The organism is Enteractinococcus coprophilus, assembly GCF_006716305.1.
In the GTDB taxonomy this organism is placed as follows: Bacteria; Actinomycetota; Actinomycetes; order Actinomycetales; family Micrococcaceae; genus Yaniella; species Yaniella coprophila.
The window spans coordinates 529,333-547,729 of sequence record NZ_VFOU01000003.1; the positions used below are offsets into that span (position 1 = coordinate 529,333).

Below are 18,397 nucleotides of genomic sequence, written 5' to 3' on the forward strand. Positions count from 1 at the left end.
ACGACCCTCAGGCTGTGCTCAACCTCACAACGCAATTACTGGTCGGTAATATAGCGCGGGACTTTCGCTGCAAATATCTTGAAAAGACGCAGAAGTGCCCCTAAAAAACGAAAAAGAGCCCCAGCAAGTTTGCAAGGTTGGCAAAGTTTTGGAAAACTAAAAGTGATCCCAAGTTGGACGTGACTAGGGATTACAGCAATAGGGTTTCGGCCCTTGGACTCACATAAGAAGGAAGTTTCCATGATCCGCATTTACACTCTCATCGCCACACTTCAGTCATTCGTCAACGACCGGTTCGAAGATCGCAAAGATCGAGGCGCCACCGCCGTCGAGTACGGACTACTCGTCGGTCTCATTGCCGTCGCTATTATTGCAGCCGTTCTCACCCTCGGCGGTGACCTCAAAGGACTATTTGAAAAAGTATCGAAGTCGCTTCAAAGCATTGGTGGTACCGGCACCAACTAAGACCGTCGATATCGCTTGTCGTTGCCGAAGGCGCTGTGGGAATAGTCCTCGGCAACGACAAGCAGGATTACACCATCTGAAGTAACGAGCGAAAGGAAGCCCATGGTAAATAACAACCGCGATCACGGCGCATCCGCCGTGGAGTTCGCACTGGTCGCTCCACTTCTGATCGCTCTACTCCTGGGCATCTTGGCTTTCGGCCACGCATTTCATGTGCAGTCGGTGCTGTCGAATGCGGCGCGAGATGCAGTACGGGTCGTGTCCTTGGCAAATGCCACACACGAGACAGATGCCCACAGCGCTGCACGACAAACCGCGATCACGTCGGCACAGCCGTCCGTCAGCCTGAAGAATGACCACATCAATATCACACCTGATGCTTGTGGGGCCGCAGACAACCTCACGTCTGAAACCGCAACCGTCACCATCACTTACCCGCTGGAACTACTCGGCGGCATTGGCAATATCACGCTAACCGGGAAAGGGACGATGCGGTGCAACGGCTAAAGAATAACGATCGCGGCCAATCAGGCACCATCGTGGCTATTCTGATGGTTCCTCTCATGGCGATGCTGGCATTGGCCATTGATGTCGGGGCCATGCATTTGGATAAACAACAACTCCAGACCGGAGCCGACGCGGCAGCTCTGGCTATCGCTCAAGATTGCGCTCACTCAGACTGTTCAACCGCCAACAGCACCGCTGATGCCATGGCCAACGCAAATTTTCACGGTGACGGCGCGTCCGGCACCGTCACGGCGCTCAATGTTTCAGAGCGTACGGTCACGGTTCAAACCGACACGATCCGGGAGCACTGGTTCGCTCCGGTCTTGGGCATCCATTCGACACCAATTCAGGCAACCGCTAGCGCCCGTTGGGAACACTCGGCCAGCATTGCCGGGACCCTTCCCTTAGCGTTTTCCTGGTGTGCCCTGGATGCTGTGGAAGACTCAGGAACAGCACAAGTTTTGTATTCCACGAACAACGGCTGCCAAGGTCTCAGGCACAACGCTATTCCAGGGGGTTTCGGTTGGCTCACGCCCGGTGACAGCACCTGTAAAACGCTGACGTGGGTGAAAGACGGCTGGGCAAAGTCTGACCCAGGAAATAACCCGTCCTGCAAAGATGTGCACCTCCGTTCATACATTGGCCAACCAGTGTTCGTGCCGATCTTCGACGCCGCAGAAGGCAGCGGCACCAATGCCAGCTACCGAATCATTGGTTATGCGTCTTTCAGGCTGTCAGGCTACTACTTCTCTGGTACAAGCTATCGCCCACCATGCGGTGGTAGCGACCGGTGTATGAGCGGCACCTTCGAACGCTTCGTCCCCCTGTCCGAATCTTCTGATCCCGCCGGCACAGCCGTCGTCACACTCACGGAATAAGGTCTTCTCCCATGTCACGCCGCCTACTGGCCATCATTAGTTCTGCCATTTTGGCAATCATTGCTGGAATCTTGGTGTTCAACTACGTCAATCAGGCCGACACTCGGGCCATCTCGGAACTCTCGCCGAAGGAAGTCCTGGTGGTCACCGAGCAGGTGCCAGCAGGTACCCCAGCCGAAGAGCTATCAGGCTACGTCTCACTTGAGCAACGTCCTGCTTCGACCATTACACCGGAAGCCATCCAAACGCTTGACGCAGTGGCAGGACTCATCACCGTGTCCGAGCTATATCCCGGAGAACAAGTCCTGAGCACACGCTTCGACTCCCCCAATGCGGACAGGTCACCTGACGTACCGGCCGACCACCACGAAATCACCATCGAACTCCCAGCAGCCCGGGTCATCGGAGGTCACCTCGCCGCAGGCGATACCGTCGGACTCTTTGTCAGTTCCGAGGAAGAGACTCGACTGCTCCTGCACAAAGTACTCGTCACCAACGTAGAGGGTGGTGCGGTGCTGGAAACAACCGATGATGGCGCAGATACCGCCCAACCCGCAGCCGAGTCAGTGTTCGTCACACTCGCCGTTCCGGCCCCCGATGCGCCACTGGTAGTCAACGCCGCAGAATTTCATGGCGTGTGGCTGTCACGGGAACCGGCAGATGCACCAGATAACTCCACCACCATCGATCGAGAGGACCTCTTCGGATGACACACATAACCCTAGCGACTTCCGGTGAAGATCTCGAAGCACGATTTACTCAAGCAACGGGAACGGCACACGCCATCGTGCCTCTGCCAACCCTGGAGGAGGTTAACGAATTCCACGACTGGTATGCCAGCACCCTGCCCGATGTCTTAGTGTTAGACGCTCGGCACGACCCGGTCCTGAGCCTCGAATTGGCAACAGATCTGACCGCTCAGCACGTCCATCGACAGGTCCTATTGATCGTTGACCAGCCCGAAGCCATCAGCCTGCCAGCGATGCGAGCCGGAGTGTCAGATCTCATCCCGGCTAACGCCGAGCCGGGAGAAATCCAACAGCGTCTCAGCCACGCTGTCCAGCGAGTGCAATCGGTAGCTACCGAAGAGCTTCCTATTATTGGTCAGCGACCGACAGGCCGGGTAATCAGCTCGGTGTCTGCCGCAGGTGGTGTTGGCAAAACTCTGCTTGCCACCAACCTGGCTGTTGCATTGGCCCAGGCGCAGCCACACTCTACGGTGCTGGTCGATTTGGATCTGCAATTCGGCGACGTGGCCACAACACTTGGCCTCGATCCGAAATATCGAGTGGACGATGTCTTACCCAACGTCGCCCACGGTGACACGATCGCATTGAAAAGTCGCTTGACCCTGCATGAATCAGGGCTACTGGTGCTGCCCGCTCCCGATAACCCCGCGACGGCCGACACGATCTCGACGACACACATCAGTCAACTGCTCAACACACTTCTTGCAGAGTTTGCCTTCGTAGTCATCGATACGGCCACCGGACTCTCTGATGCCACACTAGTTGCCCTGGACCACACTACCGACCCGTTATTGCTGACGACGTTGAGTGTGCCCTCGATTCACGGGATCCGCAAAGTCCTCGACACGTTGTCGCTGCTGCAAATGTTTAGCGACGCCACCCAGGTCGTAGTGAACTTGGCTGACACCAAAGATGGCGTTACCCCGCAGGACGTTGCCCAGACCCTGGGCACCGCCGATATCACGCGCCTTCCTACCTCTAGGCGCGCGTTGGGCTCGATTAACACGGGTATTCCGCTAGCCCACTCGCGACCGCGTGACCCGTTCGTTAAAGCACTGCGCCCGATCGTCGACTCGCTCATCGCAGACGAGATGGACATCGTTGAGACCGACACGCATCGCGCCCGTAAAAAGGATTTCCGCTCATGAGTTTGTCACGCCGCCTCAACCGTATTCAGCAACGGCCCGGTCCTTTTGTACAAGAGCCGCTCGAAGACCATAAGGACACCGCGTCACAACCGTCGCGACTCAGTGCTGCCGCACAACACCAGCCAACTATCCGCGAGCGCCGGGCCGGGACATCGACTGCGGATCCCGAAAATGCGTTTCGCGAGCTCAAGGGTGAAGCAGCTAAGAAACTCTATGCGCGCATCGGATCCCGGCTCAATGATCCAACGTTGACCGAAGATCAACTGCATAGCATCGTGCGTGCTGAACTCAACCGGGTCGTTGAAGAAGCCTCGATCCCTTTATCTGCCGAAGAGCGTCAGCGCCTCAATGAGTCGGTTCGGGATGATCTATTAGGCTACGGTCCGCTGCAACCGCTACTCGAAGACGATTCGATCACGGAAGTGATGGTCAACGGACCAGATGTTATCTACATAGAGCGCTACGGGCACCTGGAACCATCCGATGCCCGGTTTTCTTCCGAACAGCATCTACGGTTGATTATCGAACGCATCGTGTCCCGGATGGGACGGCGCATTGATGAGTCCACCCCGATGGTCGATGCCCGACTACCCGATGGTTCCCGCGTCAATGCCATCATCCCGCCCTTGGCATTTAATGGTTCATCGTTGACCATTCGCAAGTTCGGGAAAAACCCTCACACGGTCGAAGACTTGCTCCGCTTCGGTACACTGACGCCCGAGATGACCGCACTACTCGAAGCGTGTGTCAACGCGAATCTCAACATCATAGTTTCGGGTGGAACCGGCACCGGGAAGACCACCTTGTTGAATGTGTTGTCCTCGTTCATTCCCAATACCGAGCGCATCATCACGATTGAAGATTCCGTCGAGTTGCAGCTCCAACAGGAACACGTGGTACGCCTGGAGTCGCGTCCGCCCAATGTCGAGGGCAAAGGTGGCGTGGCGATCCGCGATCTGTTGCGCAACTCACTGCGCATGCGCCCGGACCGCATTGTCGTGGGTGAAGTTCGCGGTGGCGAAAGCTTGGACATGCTTCAAGCCATGAACACCGGCCACGATGGGTCTATGTCGACCGTGCACGCCAACTCGCCACGCGATGCGATCTCCCGGTTAGAAACCTTAGTGTTAATGGCGGGCATGGATCTGCCCTTGCGCCCGATTCGAGAACAAATCGCCTCGGCAGTGGATGTCATCATCCAGCTGACCCGGCTGCGCGACGGCACCCGACGCGTCACGGCCGTCACCGAAGTCCAAGGCATGGAAGCTGACACCGTCACGCTGCAAGACGTGTTCCTGTTTGATTACTCAGCCAGTGTCGATGCCAACGGCCGGTTCCTCGGGCAACCTGTCTCAACGGGTATTCGGCCACGCTTCACCGAACGCTTCGAGGACTTGGGGATCACCGTATCGCCCGGGATCTTCGCGGTCCCGGAAGGAGCCACGACCTTATGACTTCAACACTTAGTACCGTCATGGTGGTGGGTGCCGCGTTCACCGCCGCGCTGGCCGTTGCTGGCCTCGCCTATGTGCTGATCATGCCATGGCCCGTCCGGGTACCAATGCAGCGCCGCCGCCCCGGCGTTGCCCCAAAGCCTCACCCACTGCACCGTGCCTTTATTGCGGTCACAAATCTTGCCGAGCGACGGATTCGCGACCGCAGTACCCCAGCGGGCAGCCAGCTGCTGGAGCTTGCAGGCATCAAACTCAGGCCCGAACAGTTCATGCTGCGTATCTTGATCGCTGCGGGTGTCGCGGGCCTAGTCGGTGTGATATTCGGCAATATTTTCATTGGGTTGCTCCTGATGCTCACCGTGTTGCTCGTTCACCGCTTATTCATCGGGTTACGTGTGTCCAAACGCCAACATCATTTTGCCGACCAGCTCGAAGACTCCCTACTGCTCATCGCCTCGAGCCTACGTGCCGGTCACAGTTTGCCCCAGGCGCTAGCTTCCCTGGCGGAAGAAGCCGAGAGTCCCACCGCAGAAGAATTTACGCGCGTTGTCAATGAGACCCGCGTTGGCCGTGACCTTGGCGAAGCCCTGGAAACAACTGCGGAGCGGATGGACAGCGAAGACTTCACCTGGGTTACCCAGGCCATCGAAATTAATCGCGAGGTCGGCGGCAACCTCGCCGAAGTGCTCGACGGTGTGGCCGGCACAATCCGGCAGCGCAACGAAGTCCGCCGCCAAGTCGCCACGCTGAGTGCCGAGGGCCGATTGTCCGCTGTCATTTTGATGGTGCTGCCCTTCGGGGTGGGCGGGTTCCTGCTGTTGACCAACCCAAGTTACCTAGCACCCTTTGTCGAATCGCCAATCGGCTATATGTTACTGGTGATCAGTGCATTGTTGCTGGTGGTCGGCGGACTGTGGTTACGAAAAACCGTTGAGGTGAAATTCTGATGCTCGGAATGATTGCGGCTGCCCTGACTATCGCAGTCGCCGTGGGGGTCATGTTGTGGAACGTCTGGCAAGCATTTGACCCAACGCGACGCCTGACACAAGCCAATCTGGCACGCATCGGTACCACCGAGCTGATAGAAGATGCCAACGACGCTGTCGCGACCCGCGAACCATTAGAAGAACTCGCGTATAAACTCACACCTGATCTGGTGGTGCGGGTTTTGGATCGGCAGCTCACGCTGGCTGGTCGGCCCCTGGCGTGGCCAATAGCAAAACTGTTGCAACTCAAACTGCTGTGGGCCGCCATCGCGCTGGTGGGCACTACGATCGTATCGCTCACGGGCCCGCCGCCGCTTGTTGTCCTGCTCTTCGTAGTTGTGACGGTCGTTGGCTATTTTCTGCCCGAACTACTGGCACACAATGCCGCTCAGAAACGCAGTGAACGTATCGGCCTAGAGCTGGCTGATACGCTCGACCAAATGACCATCGCAGTAGAAGCCGGTCTCGGTTTCGACGGCGCTATGGCCCGTGCCGGCCAAAACGGCCGCGGACCGTTAGCCGAAGAGCTGGTGCGCACACAGCAAGATATTGCGATGGGTAGCTCGCGCAAGGACGCGTTCCGCGCGCTAACCGAACGCACCGATGTGACTGATCTGCGACGCTTTGTCCGGGCAGTCATCCAGGCTGATACGTACGGAATATCAGTGGCAGGAATCCTGCACACTCAAGCCGATGAAATGCGATTGAAGCGCCGCCAGCGTGCCGAAGAACAAGCCCAAAAAGTCCCGGTCAAAGTCCTCGCCCCGCTCATGTTATGCATTCTGCCAGTCCTATTCATCGTGGTCATGGGGCCAGCGGTGCTGAACATGATGGAAGTACTTGGTGGCATGTGAGCATCGCAATCGGCGTTCTGAGTGCCCTAGTCGCCGCCGGTGCCGCGTGGCTGCTCACCCGTGTGATGACAGCATATGTACCCGGTGACTCGCCCTGGGTGACATCTAGGCTCCATATTCTCCTGGCGGCAATCGGTGGTCTCGGGGCGGCACGACTCACCGATCACCCGGCGGTATTGGTCGCTCTAGTCGCGGCAACCGTGGGGTGCTCATTGTTAGTGGTGATTGATCTTGCGGTACACCGGTTACCCGATAAGCCGGTTGCCTTGACGTTCGGTGCCATGCTTGTGGCCCTGGGCATCGCTGCAGCAACCGGGATCGGCTGGATGCCATTGGGTCGGGCCCTGTTGGCTGCGCTGGTACTGGTTTCAGCCTATTTTGTGCTCGCGTTCATAGCGCCAGATGGGCTGGGTCTTGGAGACGTGAAATTTGCGGCCGTCATCGGGCTTGTGCTGGGATGGTTCGACTGGTCACAGGTAGCGATCGGAACACTGCTGGCATTTCTGCTCAACGGGCTCGTCGCACTGATCGTGGTGATTCGGCACGGCAAGATCAAAGGCTCCGAAGTGCCGTTCGGGCCGTCAATGGTGCTTGGAGCCGTGCTGGCGCTTATCATTTAGTGGCACGTAGCGTTAAAACACCCGCCCGAGTAGAGTCGGCGTATTTCGTGTCATGCTCGAAAGGTAATCATTGAGCGGGTTTCTCAGCTCAGCATTTCGACGAAGGGAGAGATTCGTGGCTGAAGACGAACAGCGGCTTGACGCAGCAGAATCTCTGGCACGGCGGCTTGATCGTCCGATGGGCCTCTTAGGCATCATCTTTTTGCTAGTCGTGCTCGCACAGTTGCTGGTCACGGACCCGACAGGTCAAGTCGTGCTCTCGATCATCAATTGGGTCTTCTGGGGCATATTCGTCGCCGAGTTCTTACTGCGTGCTTATATTGCGCGGTTCCAAGCCAGGTTCTGGCGCAAAAACTGGTGGCAGATTATTTTCCTGGCGCTGCCCTTCCTACGCTTCTTCCGAGCGCTACGGGCACTGCGGATCTTACGCGTCACAAGATTCGGCAGGGTGCTCTCGGCGGGAGTCCGCGGTACACGATCCGCAGAAAAACTCCTTTCGAACCGGGTCGCCTGGCTGCTCGCGGTGACCGCGATTGTCATTCTGGCGGCCAGCCAACTGCTCTACCTATTCGCTGATTACTCGAGTTATTTGGATGCCCTCTACGAGGCGGCCATAGCAACAATCACCGGCTCCGGCTTCAGTGCAGACACGATCTTTGTCCGCATGCTTCATGTCGTACTGGCCACTTTCTCAGTGGTCGTGTTCGCGACGCTCGCCGGCACGCTCGGTGCCTACTTTCTGCGTCGTGAGCCAGAGCCGGAAGAAACTTCCGTAGCTGACGAGGCCCCTGCCTCCAAACAACTCTGAACATTCTGTGGTTCTCGATAGCAGCGCCACTACGCTAGCTCTCACCGCTCTTGTCAGCACACCAGGAAAGTGGTCGGATTAACGTGTCACCCGATTCGAGGCGCAAAGGTGAGTGCCATGACAACTTCAGTCAGCGACTTTATTATTGATCGGATCATCCAGTGGGGTCTCCACCATTGGTATGGCTATCCGGGTGATGGCATTGGTGGCTTCGACGGCGCGATGGGGCGCGCGCAAGACCAGGGCAAAGACTTCACGTATGTGCGCCCCACGCATGAAGAAGAGGCGGCGTTTATGGCCACCGCGCACGCCAAATTTACCGGCGAAGTCGGGGTCTGTGTGGCCACCTCGGGTCCGGGCGCGTTGCATTTGATCAACGGGCTCTACGATGCCAAGGGTGATAATACCCCGGTGGTGGCGATAGTTGGTCAACAAGCACGCGTTGCCTTCGGTACCGAATTCCAACAGGAAATCAACCTGGAACGGGCCTTTAGTGACGTGGCGGTCTTTGTGCAAACGGTCACCACCGCCATGCACGCACAATTCGTGATTGATAAAGCCGTCCGGATGGCCAAAACTTATCGCGGTCCGGCCGTGGTCATTCTTCCCGCCGATGTCCAAACACTCGAGTTCGAAGAACCAACCGCCGAGCATTTCGTTTCCCGCACCGGAGTCGGTTACGTTGAAGAACGCGTCTGCCCTGATGACACCGCGCTGGCCCAAGCCGCCGCCGTGCTCAATGCCGGTGAAAAAGTGGCCATGATGGTCGGACAGGGCGCCATTGGCGCAACCGATGAGGTGCTGGCGGTTGCCGAACGTCTCGGTGCCGGAGTTTGCACCGCGCTGTTGGGTAAGCAAGTGGTCCCGGGTGACGTCGCCTATCACACCCAACAACTGGGCCTGCTGGGTTCCCGGCCGAGCTATGACATGATGCAAGACTGTGACACTTTGCTCATGGTCGGAACAAACTTCCCCTACGGCGAGTTCTTACCACCCACCGGCAACGCCCGCGCTGTGCAGATTGACCTGTCGCCCCGACACCTCGGGGCTCGCTACCCGACCGAAGTCAATCTTTGGGGTGATGCCAAGACAACCCTGGCCGCGCTGCTGCCTCGCCTCGAACAACACGACCTGGCCTGGCAAAACTCGATCGCCGAACAGATGCGCGACTGGGATGAAGAAAACGACCGGATCGCCATGGTGGACAGCAAACCGGTCAACGCGCGACGCGTGTTCACCTCACTAAATGAACGCCTCCCGGAAAATGCGATCATCACGTGTGACGCCGGCAGCACCGCCGATTGGTACGGCTTCCATATCAAACTGGGCCGCAACCAGATGGGCAACCTCTCCGGCCGCATGGCGTCCATGTTGGCGGCCATGCCATATGCAATAGCAGGCAAGTTCGCACACCCGCAGCGCCCGGTGGTCTGCACCATTGGCGACGGTGCCTTCCAGATGCTGGGCATGAATGGACTCATTACCGTCAAGCGCCACTGGCAACAGTGGGACAACCCGACGTTTGTTGTCATGGTGTTAGATAACGGCGACCTTAACCAAGTGTCCTGGGAAATGCGCATCACCGGAGACCCGCGCTGGGATACCGCCAACTCGTGGAACCGATGGATTATGCAGGCTACGCCGAACTCCTTGGCCTCAAGGGCATCCGAGTCGAGGATCCAGCAGATATTGATGCGGCCTGGGACCAAGCCTTCGCCGCAGACCGACCGGTGGTCTTGAGCGTAAAGACCGATCCGAATACCCCTCCCCTGCCGGCACACATCACGCTCGACCAAGCCAGTGGATTAGCCAAGTCGTTGCTAACGGGCGACCCCGCGACCGCACGGGTAATCAGCCAGAGCGCGCAAGCCGGTGCTGCCCGATTGTTCGAGCGGATGCGCTCAAAGTTCACAGACTAATCACGAGAACATCCACCAAGTTTTCGTCGATATGTACAAAAATCCGCATATTTTGTACATATCTGAAAAACGTGTACAACGCTTCTACATGTCCACTTCTGAGCTCTTCTCCCCGAGATGCTCGAGCTTATTCGGCGGGCAACCGCTCGACTGGCAAGACACAATTAATGTTCCCCTGAGTCAGGGCCACTGCCACCTGGAGAACAGCTCGAACCCGTTTACAACATCGCTGTTTTCTGGTGTTCAGCGTTGGACACGAGGTTCGGCTGCTCATTCTGAGCTGCCTCTTGCTCTGGAGTCAGCGGGGTGCCACGTGGTTCTTTGATGGTCAGCACGGCAATGCCAGAAACGACCGCCATGATGGCCAAATACACGCCAACCGAACCAATCCAGCCGGTCGAACCCACCAGAGATTGGGCGATGGTCGGGGCAAATGCTCCACCGAGGATCGCGCCGAGGGCATAGGAGATCGAGACGCCGGACAAGCGAGTGCGCGAGGGGAACATTTCCGAATACATTGCTGACTGGGGTCCGTAGGTGAGCCCGATCGGCAGCGTGAAGACTAATACGGCGAAGATGATGAGAAACATGTTGCCCGTGCCGATCATCAAGAACATTGGGATGGCCCAGACCAGTTGGAAACCAAAACCAATCAGGTAGGTTGGACGTCGTCCGATGCGGTCGGAAAGGACGCCACCAAACAGCGTGCTAACAATCCAACAGGCTGCAGCGACCGAGACCAGCGTCAACATGCTGGTTTGGGAAACACCGTGCGTGGTGGTGACATAGCCGAGCACGAAGCCACCGGTCACCATATATCCGGCTGCATTGTTTCCGGCGAAGGAGAGGGCTGCCTTGATGATAGTTTTCCAGTCGTCTTGGAACAGCTGGCGCAACGGGGTCTTGGATTGAGCAGCGTTGGCGCGCAACTCTTGGAAGACCGGGGTTTCAGCAACTTTGCGACGGATGTAGTAGCCCACGAAGATCAGCACGAACGAGACCAGAAACGGTACGCGCCAACCCCATGCTTGGAATTGCTCTGGTGTCAGGATCAACGAAAACAGGCCAAGGATGGCCGAGGCTAATAGCATGCCAAGCGGCACACCGATCTGCGGGTAGGCGCCGAACAGTCCACGGCGTGGCGTGGGAGCGTGTTCAACTGCCATTAGGGCTGCGCCACCCCATTCGCCACCTGCCGAAACACCCTGCAGGATGCGCAGCACAATGAGCATGACCGGAGCCCAGACGCCAATCGTCGCATACGTTGGTAGGAAACCGATCAGCGTGGTGGCGACACCCATCAGGCCCAGCGTGACCATGAGGACCATACGGCGTCCGTATTTATCGCCGATCCAACCGGCCAGTACGGCACCAAGCGGGCGGAAGAGGAATGAAATTCCCACCGAAGCATACGCCAACAGTTGGGCGAGCTGCGGGTTTTCTTCACCGACCGGTGCGAAGTATTGGCTCGCGAAAATGATGGCTGCGGCGTTGGCGTAGATAAAGAAGTCGTACCATTCAACGGTGGTACCAACCAGAGTTGCCCCGAGGACGCGCCTTTGGTCTCGAGTTAATGGTCGCTTTGCAGGATTACTCAGGGTTGTCATGTCATAGTCCTCAATGGTGGTCTAAAGGGTGACGGCGATACTCAAACTCGAGCCACTACATAGCCAGATATGTGTCGCCCTTCACAACCTCTACTGTGACGCAGGCAATAGATCAGCGCAACTGAGGGCAATGTTGTTATATGCGCAGACAAACTGCGTTAGCGAGGGCGCGAACACCTGGCATAGCACGAGCCTTCCCGGCGGACATGCTGCAATTCAGGAGATCAGCCCAAGTGACGGCACCTAGTCTCGCAGCGCCCGACAAGAATCAGACAAATCCGCTCTGTGTTCAGTCGCGTCGCAAGGACAAACTCGTTAATGTCCCTGCACGTCACAGCAGGTATTCAACGATGAGTGGACCCTTCAAGTAAACCCGACCGCTCAAGTCATTGCGTAACCCAGAATGAGCTACATAAACTAACTGGGAACGGTAAAGACCGCCCGGCCAGCCACCCCGCAAGGGGTCGACCAATGAGCGATCTCTATCCGCCCGGTCCCGGGCGAGTGTTTCGAGACGACGGCTGCTACACAGGCCGCTGGCTACCGCACTTCGACACGGTGACCCAAAACCGCCAAACTCCTACCACACCGTCAAAAGAGAAGTGATCACCCGTGTCGCAAAACCGTTTAGATTGGGTCGATACCGCAAAAGCTATATCGATCATCCTTGTCGTGGTGGTCCATATACGGGATCAATTCGAACAATTCTCACTGCAGTCCGCACAGCTAGATTTTTTCACGGAAGTGTCGGCCAACCTGCGCATGCCGATGTTCTTCGCGGTGGCTGGTCTGTTCGCCAGCAAGTGGCTGACCAAATCCTGGCGCGAACTTGCCCAAGGGAAACTGGCCTTACTGGTATGGGTATTTCTGATCTGGCAACCCGTGGTGCTTGCCTACCGGCTACTCAACCACTGGGTGCTGGAGGGTCCGAGCTGGCAATTCGTCGTCGAACAGGTTTTACGGCTGGGAGCATCCCCACTGCGCCCAAACGGCGAACTCTGGTTTTTATGGACCCTGGCCCTCTTCTTCGTTCTCGCCCGGTTGACCGCGAAGTTTCATGCGAAAGCTCAGGTTCTCGCCGCGGCCGCGATTTCCTTTATCTGGATGTCGCTGGTCGAACCAGCCCTACCGGAATTCGTGTTCGACGCTATCGGTAGCGGATGGCACGGTATCTTCCGCTATTACTTCTTATTTATCGGCTTTGCCCTGTTTTCCAAGCACATCAGAGCAGCAGTATCCCGTCTCAAGTGGCACACATCTGCGCTACTCTTTTGCGTGTGGTTGGGCGAAGCTCTGATTGCCGCATACTACGCAATCCCGCCAGGCGTTTCGTTATTTATTCTATCGCTGCTCGGAGTAGTCGGTGGCATCGGACTGGCCAACCTGTTGGGCAAGCTAGCACTCCTTCGCTATCTCGGCGGCCAGACCCTGCCCATCTACCTAGGGCACAGTGCCATCATTGCAATCTTCCTGTCTGAAATAACCGCCTTCGAGCTGACGCCTGCGCTGACTACCAATCTGTACCTCGCAGTGCTAGTTCTGACCTGCCTCGTCATAGCGTGCTCGCTGGGGCTTTCGAAACTCAAACCCTTGGCCTACATGTATCAGCGCCCAGCCTTCCCGTCAGAGCGTGCAGTACCAGCGCCGAAACAGAAGAGCGTTGCCTAAACGTAGGCATCCTTAGTAACAGGGAGAAAAACTACGCCATGGGGGTCGCTAACACCGAGTGCTGGTCTGCCATAACGCTTTGAAGAACGCTGCGTTCTCGTAGACGATATGCGAGACCCACTGACCGATGCTCAAATTGGCATCAGCGTGCACGAGGTTGACCTCAACATCGTCGCCAACGCATTGCTCAAAGATGTAATGCGCGCGGAAGGCATGTTCCCGAGTTGTCACCACGGTGAGGTTGTCCCATGACTCCTGGGTGGCCAGCTCCCGCACGGCGAATGCTTCCCCTATGGTCGCATCTTCAGACGGGGTAAAGCAGGTGACACCGTTATCCGCGTGTTCCTGGCAGTAGTCCGTCACCGAGATCTGCCGCGTCGATTCTCCGGTCTCGCGTTTAGCTATCTGGCCGGCGAAATGGGAAATGACCAGCGTATCGATGTGGCCGTTCTCCACGAGTTGTGTCGCGGTATACAGGCGATGCTCCTGCGGCGCCAGGCTCACGATGGCATCGCTTTGGCCCTCGGTTTCGCCCTGCGGTGGGAAGACCACTCCCCCTGAGAGGAACAGAAACCACACAGCGATCAAGGTGATAATCGCTAGACTGACATGCTTCAGCGCAACCTTTGTCGTGCCAATGCGTGTTGCCTGGTCACTGCGGGGAGTAGTCATCACTGCTCGTTTCGTTTCGCGGCGCGCAGGCACGTTTGAAGGAGGAATATCGCCGATTTCTTGGGAGTCGCGCGCCGAAGTTAGTGTATTTCACCAGTGACACCTAGGCCAAAACGCTGTACTACAAACAGACTCGACTAGGGGCATCCAACCGTGAGGCGGCGTCATGGCAAATACCGTAGTTTGGTGGTGACGACGAAGAGCGGCTCATCGATGCAGAATCCCTCGCACAACGCCTTGACCGCCCATTGGGCGTCTTAGGCATCATATTTCTGCTGGTCGTATTGGCACAGCTGCTTATCACAGACCCGACTGGCGAACTTGTACTATCGGTGAGCAGTTGGATCCTGTGGGCTGTGTTCGTTGCCGAGTTCCTGTTGCGAGCGTATGTTGCGCGCTTTCAAGGGCACTTTTGGCGCAAGAACTGGTGGCAGGTTATTTTTCTGCTGGTGCCATTTTTACGCTTCTTCCGCGCGTTACAGTCCCTACGGCTCTTGCGCGTCGCACGATTTGGCTCAGTGCTCTCTGCGGGAGTTCGTGGTTCACGATCCGCAGGGAAGTTGCTGTCGAATCGAGTTGCCTGGCTGCTCGCGGTGACCGCGATAGTCATTCTGGCATCAAGTCAGCTGCTGTATCTGTTCGCTGAGTACCCGAGCTATCTTGATGCCCTCTACGAGGCCGCGCTGGCAACGGTTACCGGATCCGGCTTCAGCGTAGACACCGTCTTCGCCCGCATTCTCCATGTCGTGCTAGCTATTTTCTCCGTGGTGGTATTTGCGACCCTCGCAGGAACACTCGGCGCTTTCTTTCTGCGTCGTGAACCAGTGGCGGAAGAAGAGTCTTCAGACCGTAGCTATTGAGTGCCTCAAGCGTGAACTGCTGCGAGGGATCCTCAATCAACGTGTGAACGAATGACGACGACGGACTTCGTCACGCTTCGCAGCGGCCAAACCATGTCGGGTTCAAGGAGCTCTTGAGATTCCAGATCGGTGACGCCCTTCTGTGTTGGCCAGGTCCAGTCGGGAGTAGTCGCCATCGCCGCGGCATTGAGGGCCTCATATCTCTCCATCCAAGAAACCAGGGCGTCTTCTAGTGATTCCTGCATCGTCTCGGGAAGCGGACTCGTAAGCTGCGCCGACGACTGGATGCTGATTTAAGACGGCGTTACGGTCGATTCGGAGACCGGGTAATTCCGCACAGCATCCAGAACCTCAGAATGCTTGATCCGGGAATACCGAAGTCGCGCTGCGCTGCCGGGAGCTCAATATATCCCAGCTAGCAACTCAAGCCTTTGACGCTGATGGCACCCACGTGACGCTGCTGATACAGCAATAATCGCCGTTTTGACGGTAACTGTGGTCTCGGCAGCCTTGCCACGAACGAAGCTAGTGCTGTTCTCTAAGATAAGACCCAGTTCGACAGAACTTGCTAACCGAGATCAGCTCCTCGAGCGCTAATCAATTGGCTAAGGAGCTCAGCTCGCACTCATCATAAAATTATAGTGCTGCTCCTGGTTGTTATATTTGAATAACTTTTCAAACACCTCATAGTAGGTAGCATTGTCGAATTGAGTCGGCGAAAAGTCGGGGTCCCATGGAATGTTATGAGATCCATCATGTAGCCATGAAACGAGGCTTAGGCACACTGAATACTCCGCCGGGCTAAGTTCAGGACGGAGGTGATCTATCTTTACGCCCCCATGCGAATGAAAATAGGTTTCGATAATACGACGCATCGAATTCTGGACCGAGGTGGTGACCTCATGACCGTTCGATATACCCGCCTTAACTTCATCCCACAATCGGGAATATTGAGATTGAATCGGGTTAGTCGCAGTTCGGGAAATTGATGTTGCTTCCTGCATTTTCTTCCTAAGAATGTAATAGGCAAGATCCCATTTTTTACCGGAATCAAGCCGATTGGTAACTTCCTTATGAAAGTAGGCATTGTGCGTGAGCAAAAAGATTTGTTGCAAGCGAGATGGAGCGAACCCCGGCCGTGGAGCTTGCCTATTCTTCCGATAATCACACCGACCAATGAGATTCTTCATTAGTATGGCGATAAGAAATAACGTGTCTGAGTCCAGGCTAGAAACAGGGTCATCAATGATCGCGACTAAAGACGTACCGTGGTCTACTGTGCCGGCTTTTTGTATCGTGCTTGCATAAAAATAGAGAAATGCTATGAAAGTCTTCTCACCTTCGCTTAGAGTTGCAGCAGCATCAGAACCATCTTCACGAACTAATCTATAAGTGTCATCTCCGTCCTGAGGGATAAGAGAAAAGCTAAAAAACCCGATCGATCTCAGCATATTGTTGATTTGTGCAACGGTCTCTTTGCTATCGCTCAGTTGCGAATATAATCGCGAGTATTCCTCAGATAACGCATTCAACTGATTCTTCGCTGACGGGATTTCTGAATTCAATCTAGCAATTTCTCCCAACGGGTGGGCCGTAGCCGAGACGTAGGCTGCGAAGAGATCTTCAGCTTCAATCGAAACGAAGTAGTTCCACAACCCATCGCGCAATCGCTCTTCAGTCTCTTTTCGATTCATGGCAAGTTCGATTCGCGAGCGTATCGTTGAGTTAATCCTGTCGACTTCTACTTGCACATCATTCTGAAGCTTTTGAGTATTGGCCACCTGTAGTAGCTTCTCCGGAGAGAGAAGCTTAGTTCCTAACGTCTCCACGTTAGTTTCCCAGGACTTACTCAGCGCTAGCAGTAGAGTAGTTAGCGTCTCCTCAATAAAAGGATGCGATGAAATACTGGCCCGATACGTGTCGAGAACGGACAGATTAGAGCGGCATTTATCACGACTGGCTTTTAGGGTCTGTTGTGCTTCAGTGTATGCCGCATCAACAAGATTTTTCAGATCGGTCAACTTCGGCTGCGGTATGCGTTCACGACAGAAGGGGCAGCCCGGATCTGACTGGTCCAAGTAATCAAGTCCTTGGAGAACCCACTCAGTATTTCCTAGTTGATCAAATACACTCTTCAATTCAGAGTCACTACTGGAAGTCAATTTCGAAGACAGAAGGCTAGCTTCTTTTTGCGTCAGTAGACTAAGCGTTGGCAAATCAGGTAACTCAGTAAATAGCTGATACTCTTGCTCTTCGAGACTATCGAAATCAGTTCGAATATCGTCAAGAGAACGACATTCCTGAGCTGTTGCACGAAGCTTTTGGCAGTCATCAAGGAACTTTTTCTTGGTCCCTGGTCGTGGAGTAAATGCGAAAGAGAAAAGGTCAGAGTCCTGAGATTCAGAACTGATCAATAGACGTTGTCTGTCCCACAGATTATCCCGTAGCTTCTCTATCTCAGAATCAACTACTTGCTGGTTATCTTCGAGTTCTTTTTGTAATCGCGTAACGCGAGTCTCAGCCTCTGGGATCAGCCCATCTTCAGTATTACTCAGCTCTTGGAGCCTAAGTTGGACGTCTTCTGTCCCGTCTCGAATTGTAAATACTCCTGGAAGGTCAGTTGTTTCCAAGATTCGAGATATATATTCTTCTGAGAAGTGCACAACTTCGCATGTACTTGTTGCTGTTTCTACGATGCGTCGTGCGATTGAGCTTTTACCCGAGCCATTAGGCCCATAAAAGATCCCCACTCTTGGAAGATCCGTTATCGATCTGTCTCCGCCCTCAAAACACGGGATATCAACCAGGGAAATCTCATCGATCAAATCAATACTCCACCGTATTACACAATCTACAAACCACTTTATCTATACGCGACGTTTTTTGTACTTTCAAGTTTCAGCCAGCTTATGACTCCGTATATGAACAGTTGAAGAACACCTGCTAAAGACGTGCGAACCGAGCGGCAAATAAATATATATTCACGCAAACCTCGGAATCGATCTCCTGGCCGAAAGCCCGCTATGCTGGGGCACGCATTAATTATGGGGGCCATATTCAGTCAGCTAGGACAATGGAACGTTGACCTGACCGCTGGCTTTCACCATGTCTCCGCCTACGATTCAGCTAATCCAAAACCTCGGAGGCGCCGCCGGCGTCCCTTTCGAGCTGACTCGATGGGACTACCGGCGGCCGTCTTCAT

General features: G+C 55.5%; 18 protein-coding genes. 14 read left to right on the plus strand and 4 right to left on the minus strand.

All coding sequences use genetic code 11. The features are described 5' to 3' along the window. Positions 1-240 precede the first annotated feature (240 nt). From FB556_RS10445 to FB556_RS13885, 12 genes are all read left to right on the plus strand, one after another. The gene (locus FB556_RS10445; RefSeq protein WP_141867396.1) at positions 241-465 is read left to right on the plus strand and encodes a Flp family type IVb pilin; all 225 of its coding nucleotides are present in this window, start codon (positions 241-243) and stop codon (positions 463-465) included. A 102-nt stretch (positions 466-567) separates the two neighbouring features. Further along, on the plus strand, positions 568-972 hold the full coding sequence (locus tag FB556_RS10450) for a TadE/TadG family type IV pilus assembly protein (protein ID WP_141867398.1): 405 nt from the start codon (positions 568-570) through the stop codon (positions 970-972). Beyond that, positions 960-1,850: a pilus assembly protein TadG-related protein gene (locus tag FB556_RS10455; RefSeq protein ID WP_141867400.1), complete on the plus strand. Its 891-nt coding sequence runs from the start codon at positions 960-962 to the stop codon at positions 1,848-1,850. The genes FB556_RS10450 and FB556_RS10455 overlap by 13 nt, the downstream gene beginning before the upstream one ends. A gap of 11 nt (positions 1,851-1,861) precedes the next feature. Then, entirely contained in the window at positions 1,862-2,560 is a 699-nt protein-coding gene (gene cpaB, locus FB556_RS10460; protein WP_141867402.1) for a Flp pilus assembly protein CpaB, read from the plus strand. Beyond that, positions 2,557-3,747, plus strand: coding sequence for a CpaE/TadZ family protein (locus FB556_RS10465; protein WP_141867404.1), 1,191 nt, complete (start codon positions 2,557-2,559; stop codon positions 3,745-3,747). The genes cpaB and FB556_RS10465 overlap by 4 nt, the downstream gene beginning before the upstream one ends. Then, positions 3,744-5,201 (plus strand): TadA family conjugal transfer-associated ATPase, encoded by a 1,458-nt coding sequence (locus FB556_RS10470; RefSeq protein WP_141867406.1) that lies wholly within the window; start codon positions 3,744-3,746, stop codon positions 5,199-5,201. The genes FB556_RS10465 and FB556_RS10470 overlap by 4 nt, the downstream gene beginning before the upstream one ends. After that, positions 5,198-6,148 (plus strand): type II secretion system F family protein, encoded by a 951-nt coding sequence (locus tag FB556_RS10475; protein WP_141867408.1) that lies wholly within the window; start codon positions 5,198-5,200, stop codon positions 6,146-6,148. Before FB556_RS10470 ends, FB556_RS10475 begins: the two co-directional genes overlap by 4 nt. Then, the gene (locus FB556_RS10480) at positions 6,148-7,041 is read left to right on the plus strand and encodes a type II secretion system F family protein (RefSeq protein WP_246057387.1); all 894 of its coding nucleotides are present in this window, start codon (positions 6,148-6,150) and stop codon (positions 7,039-7,041) included. The genes FB556_RS10475 and FB556_RS10480 overlap by 1 nt, the downstream gene beginning before the upstream one ends. Beyond that, the gene (locus tag FB556_RS10485; RefSeq protein ID WP_211344027.1) at positions 7,038-7,661 is read left to right on the plus strand and encodes a prepilin peptidase; all 624 of its coding nucleotides are present in this window, start codon (positions 7,038-7,040) and stop codon (positions 7,659-7,661) included. Before FB556_RS10480 ends, FB556_RS10485 begins: the two co-directional genes overlap by 4 nt. 115 nt (positions 7,662-7,776) lie before the next feature. Continuing rightward, positions 7,777-8,469, plus strand: coding sequence for an ion transporter (locus FB556_RS10490; RefSeq protein WP_246057389.1), 693 nt, complete (start codon positions 7,777-7,779; stop codon positions 8,467-8,469). 117 nt (positions 8,470-8,586) lie between these two features. Then, positions 8,587-10,209 carry a thiamine pyrophosphate-binding protein gene (locus FB556_RS10495; RefSeq protein ID WP_211344028.1) on the plus strand — a complete coding sequence of 541 codons (1,623 nt, stop codon included), beginning with the start codon at positions 8,587-8,589 and terminating at the stop codon, positions 10,207-10,209. Then, positions 10,092-10,388, plus strand: coding sequence for a thiamine pyrophosphate-dependent enzyme (locus FB556_RS13885; protein ID WP_211344029.1), 297 nt, complete (start codon positions 10,092-10,094; stop codon positions 10,386-10,388). The genes FB556_RS10495 and FB556_RS13885 overlap by 118 nt, the downstream gene beginning before the upstream one ends. Before the next feature lie 218 nt (positions 10,389-10,606). Here the strand turns inward: FB556_RS13885 and FB556_RS10500 are convergent, their stop codons facing one another. Beyond that, positions 10,607-11,995: an MFS transporter gene (locus FB556_RS10500; RefSeq protein WP_141867412.1), complete on the minus strand. Its 1,389-nt coding sequence runs from the start codon at positions 11,993-11,995 to the stop codon at positions 10,607-10,609. A 612-nt stretch (positions 11,996-12,607) separates the two neighbouring features. Between FB556_RS10500 and FB556_RS10505 the strand changes: the two genes are divergently transcribed. Next, positions 12,608-13,663, plus strand: a complete 1,056-nt coding sequence (locus FB556_RS10505; protein WP_141867414.1) for an acyltransferase family protein — start codon at positions 12,608-12,610, stop codon at positions 13,661-13,663. A 48-nt stretch (positions 13,664-13,711) separates the two neighbouring features. Here the strand turns inward: FB556_RS10505 and FB556_RS10510 are convergent, their stop codons facing one another. Further along, on the minus strand, positions 13,712-14,335 hold the full coding sequence (locus tag FB556_RS10510; protein ID WP_141867416.1) for a YdcF family protein: 624 nt from the start codon (positions 14,333-14,335) through the stop codon (positions 13,712-13,714). Between the two features lie 284 nt (positions 14,336-14,619). Between FB556_RS10510 and FB556_RS10515 the strand changes: the two genes are divergently transcribed. Further along, complete coding sequence (locus FB556_RS10515; RefSeq protein ID WP_246057391.1) at positions 14,620-15,195, plus strand: hypothetical protein; 576 nt, start codon at positions 14,620-14,622, stop codon at positions 15,193-15,195. Between the two features lie 32 nt (positions 15,196-15,227). On the opposite strand, the gene FB556_RS10520 is transcribed toward FB556_RS10515, so the two are convergent. Together FB556_RS10520 and FB556_RS10525 are read right to left on the minus strand one after the other, a co-directional pair. Further along, the gene (locus FB556_RS10520) at positions 15,228-15,440 is read right to left on the minus strand and encodes a beta-lactamase family protein (RefSeq protein ID WP_141867421.1); all 213 of its coding nucleotides are present in this window, start codon (positions 15,438-15,440) and stop codon (positions 15,228-15,230) included. Positions 15,441-15,809: 369 nt separating this feature from the next. Then, a complete protein-coding gene (locus FB556_RS10525; protein ID WP_170200442.1) occupies positions 15,810-18,020 on the minus strand; it encodes an AAA family ATPase in 2,211 nt (736 codons plus the stop codon). Positions 18,021-18,397 lie beyond the last annotated feature (377 nt).

Bases quoted from the DNA above. Each gene is read 5' to 3' on its own strand.
- FB556_RS10495 (WP_211344028.1), top strand. From the start codon at position 8,587: ATGACAACTTCAGTCAGCGACTTTATTATTGATCGGATCATCCAGTGG.
- FB556_RS10450 (WP_141867398.1), top strand. From the start codon at position 568: ATGGTAAATAACAACCGCGATCACGGCGCATCCGCCGTGGAGTTCGCA.
- FB556_RS13885 (WP_211344029.1), top strand. From the start codon at position 10,092: ATGGATTATGCAGGCTACGCCGAACTCCTTGGCCTCAAGGGCATCCGA.
- FB556_RS10470 (WP_141867406.1), top strand. From the start codon at position 3,744: ATGAGTTTGTCACGCCGCCTCAACCGTATTCAGCAACGGCCCGGTCCT.
- FB556_RS10520 (WP_141867421.1), bottom strand. From the start codon at position 15,440: ATGCAGGAATCACTAGAAGACGCCCTGGTTTCTTGGATGGAGAGATAT.
- FB556_RS10445 (WP_141867396.1), top strand. From the start codon at position 241: ATGATCCGCATTTACACTCTCATCGCCACACTTCAGTCATTCGTCAAC.
- FB556_RS10480 (WP_246057387.1), top strand. From the start codon at position 6,148: ATGCTCGGAATGATTGCGGCTGCCCTGACTATCGCAGTCGCCGTGGGG.
- FB556_RS10465 (WP_141867404.1), top strand. From the start codon at position 2,557: ATGACACACATAACCCTAGCGACTTCCGGTGAAGATCTCGAAGCACGA.
- FB556_RS10510 (WP_141867416.1), bottom strand. From the start codon at position 14,335: ATGACTACTCCCCGCAGTGACCAGGCAACACGCATTGGCACGACAAAG.
- FB556_RS10500 (WP_141867412.1), bottom strand. From the start codon at position 11,995: ATGACAACCCTGAGTAATCCTGCAAAGCGACCATTAACTCGAGACCAA.
- cpaB (WP_141867402.1), top strand. From the start codon at position 1,862: ATGTCACGCCGCCTACTGGCCATCATTAGTTCTGCCATTTTGGCAATC.
- FB556_RS10475 (WP_141867408.1), top strand. From the start codon at position 5,198: ATGACTTCAACACTTAGTACCGTCATGGTGGTGGGTGCCGCGTTCACC.